Origin of the sequence: Levilactobacillus lindianensis (assembly GCF_003946095.1) — a bacterium.
GTDB classification, from domain to species: domain Bacteria; phylum Bacillota; class Bacilli; order Lactobacillales; family Lactobacillaceae; genus Levilactobacillus; species Levilactobacillus lindianensis.
Map to the genome: position 1 here is coordinate 1 of NZ_RHOD01000055.1, position 3,008 is coordinate 3,008.

Sequence of the window (3,008 nt, forward strand, 5' to 3'; positions counted from 1 at the left end):
ACTGATTCCCACTCTTTCCATGTAGATATACGTTTTTCTGCATTTTCAACAGCTAAATCATAAACAAGGCTTCCTAGAATCAATCGGAGAGGCGGATTCTCACTATTAACCAGTTTCATTATAGCTTCGGCAGCCAACTTAGGGTCACTATCAACTGATTCGGTTGAGTTTTGTTGAGCCAACTTCTCACGTAATGAATCATACTCTTTGTTCTGTGTGGTAAAACTCATTTTTAAGTATAGATTCGTCCAATAGCCTCCGGGTTCAACGATAGATACCTTTACACCAAAATGTGCAGCTTCTTGTGCTAATGCCTCGCTAAATCCTTCTAAAGCAAATTTGCTAGCACTATAGATTCCCGACATTGGACCAGTAATCAGTCCACCAATACTAGATATCTGTATAATATGACCTGATCCTTGTGTCCGTAAGTACGGCATAGCTGCTTGACAAATCCAAATTGCACCATAGAAATTAGTCTCCATTTGACTTCTAACTTCATCTTCACTAAATTCTTCAATCATTCCCAATACCATATTTCCTGCATTGTTAATGACAATATCGATCCTTCCAAAATGTTTAATGGCAGTTTCCACTGTAGTAAAAACAGCACTTCTATCAGTAACATCAAGACTTAACGGAAGTAACATTCCTTCAAACTGGTATTTTAACTCATTAAGTTTTTCAATATTTCTAGCAACACCAACAACCTTATCTCCTGACTCTAGTACTTTTTTAGTGAACTCGTATCCTAGTCCACTGCTCGCTCCTGTAATAAACCATACTCGTGTATTTTCTACGTTACTAAATGTCATAAATAATTTCCTCCATTAATCATGTAATATTTAGGTAGCAATTACCCGATATAAAAAAGGGTGAGTACCAAATATTTTATCCAAAAAAGGCTCAGCAAAAAGGGAAAACAAAAAAACGCAAAACGTAATAGAAAAAGGTATCCAAAATGCAGTTTTATTTCTGTTTTTCATCTCTAATCTCCTTATCGTTCAATATTTCGCCCGTTTCTTTATCAATATCGCCCCTGCCGTATCTTCGTTCTTGATAGACTGCGTCAAAATATAGCCTTACCAAGGCAGTATGCGCACGCAAAACGGAGTTAATTATTTTCATACTAGGAAGCCCATACTCATTACCATGAACTCTAACAAAACGCTTCAATTCACGTATATTAGCTATCCCATATTCATCAATCAAATCACAGACAGTATTCAACATATCGTCTTTATCTTCCACATCAAGCGATATATATCTATCAATATCAAAATTATTAATCAGCGTAATATCTTGTTTATTATATTTATGCTTTTTCTTCTCGATAGCGTCTTTCGACTCATGAGTAAGATATAAATACATACTTGTCATACTTCTGATGACTATTTGTACTTTAGCAATACTCTGATCGCCTAGAAGCTGTTTAATTTTGTACCGAACACTATCAGCAGTAACTGGGTTTTTAGCCACATAGACAACATGATAATGTGGCTTTTTAAAATCTTGTCCTGGCACAGTACTTTTATCTTTATCATGCAATGGACTAACAGCAATTGGGACACCAATTAATTCCAATTTCGACTTCCAATCTTCTGGAATAGATTCGGGATATAACAAAAAGGTGAAGTATCTTGATTTGTCTTTTGCCATAATGGTAGAATAACCTTGTTAGAACAACAATGTTTAGCGGAAACTTTCGTCTTGCCCAAGCCGAGTTTTCGCTTATTTTTTTTGTTCTAATTCCTTTCTTGAATAATCTTCTAAAGCTAAAGCTAAAATCGCAGACTTGGAAAAACCTTTTTCTTTCGCAAGTTTTTCCAAAGTAGAATACTGGTCTTCAGTTAAACTGACCGTAATTCTTTTTTTATTTGTAGCCATATTTTTTACTCCAAACTAAATTAATTTTAAGTACACCACTATTATGCGTTTTTGCAACATTATTGTCAACAATATGTGCTAGAAACCTCTATTTTGCTAAAAACTCGCTAAAAACTCGCCAAAAACTCGCCGAGATATAAAACTCTGTAACCATTGATATCAAAGGCTTAAAATCACTTTTTTATCAAAATTGGCACTCGGCACTTAAAAGGGGGGTCGTAGTACGGGAGCGAAAATCGCTCCCTGCCCCCTGATTTTCAAAATTTTTATTCCACTCAAACCAAAATATGGGCTCCGCCCAAACCCGCAAGCTGTGTCAGCTTGACCCCATAAATGAGCGGGAGCTCCCGCTCAAACTCACCCCGCACTCGCCGTGGGGCAGGCAAAAAAAGCAGGTGTGCTTTTCTTTGCATGCGCAAAAGTGTTTTATCCGCTAGTCTATCAACTCCTTAAAGCCTCAAAAAAGGGGCTAACTGCTAAAGCAGCAAGCCCCTTTAATTCGATTTACCGTTGACAGACACAAAGTTAACTACGTTCAATCTAGTGAGATGTTAAATTAAGCTCTTAAACGCCATTTTAAGCCCATATAAGTGTTTTAAAGATGTGGACCGCCTAATTCATCAGATTTATGCCTGTCGAATTCCTGTGAGCTTTCAGGGGCTTTTTTAGACGGTTCTTTTAGTCCTGCACGCTCTAGCCACTTTTCAGGTAAATTAATACCTAGTTTTTTGTGTAGAAACTCATCAACATTGCGCACAATGTCTTGAAGTGTTCCGACTAACTTTCGCAAACGAACATTTTCTCTTTCGAGGTCATTATATTCCCACGTTGTTCTAGTCAGTTTATCTCCTAACGAGTCGGCTTCACGCCTTGCTCTAGCATGCATTTGATTGTAATTATCACTAAAAGACGCCCGTTGTTCCAAATCAGCGAGATCAGATTTATCAACCGTGACTTTATTTTTATTCATCAAGGTGGGTTTACTAGCAATTTTTTTGTTATCCCGTGGCTTGATTTCATCAAGCTGTTTTTTTGTATGTGCAAGCTTTACTTGTGTCTCTTGTTTTTCGGTCTCTATTTTTTTCAATTCTTCCCGCATAGCTTTGTATTCGGGTACTGAT

General features: G+C 37.1%; 3 protein-coding genes and 1 pseudogene. All 4 read right to left on the reverse strand.

Translation table 11 applies throughout. The features are described from left to right. On the reverse strand, positions 1-815 hold an 815-nt coding region (locus EKM70_RS11195), incomplete at its 3' end, for an SDR family oxidoreductase (RefSeq protein ID WP_164506386.1). 154 nt (positions 816-969) lie between these two features. Beyond that, on the reverse strand, positions 970-1,659 hold the full coding sequence (locus EKM70_RS11200) for a replication protein (protein WP_012478241.1): 690 nt from the start codon (positions 1,657-1,659) through the stop codon (positions 970-972). Positions 1,660-1,731: 72 nt separating this feature from the next. Next, positions 1,732-1,887 carry a ribbon-helix-helix protein, CopG family gene (locus tag EKM70_RS11205; RefSeq protein ID WP_004906453.1) on the reverse strand — a complete coding sequence of 52 codons (156 nt, stop codon included), beginning with the start codon at positions 1,885-1,887 and terminating at the stop codon, positions 1,732-1,734. Between the two features lie 595 nt (positions 1,888-2,482). After that, positions 2,483-3,008: pseudogene (locus tag EKM70_RS11210) on the reverse strand (MobV family relaxase); the annotation flags it as partial.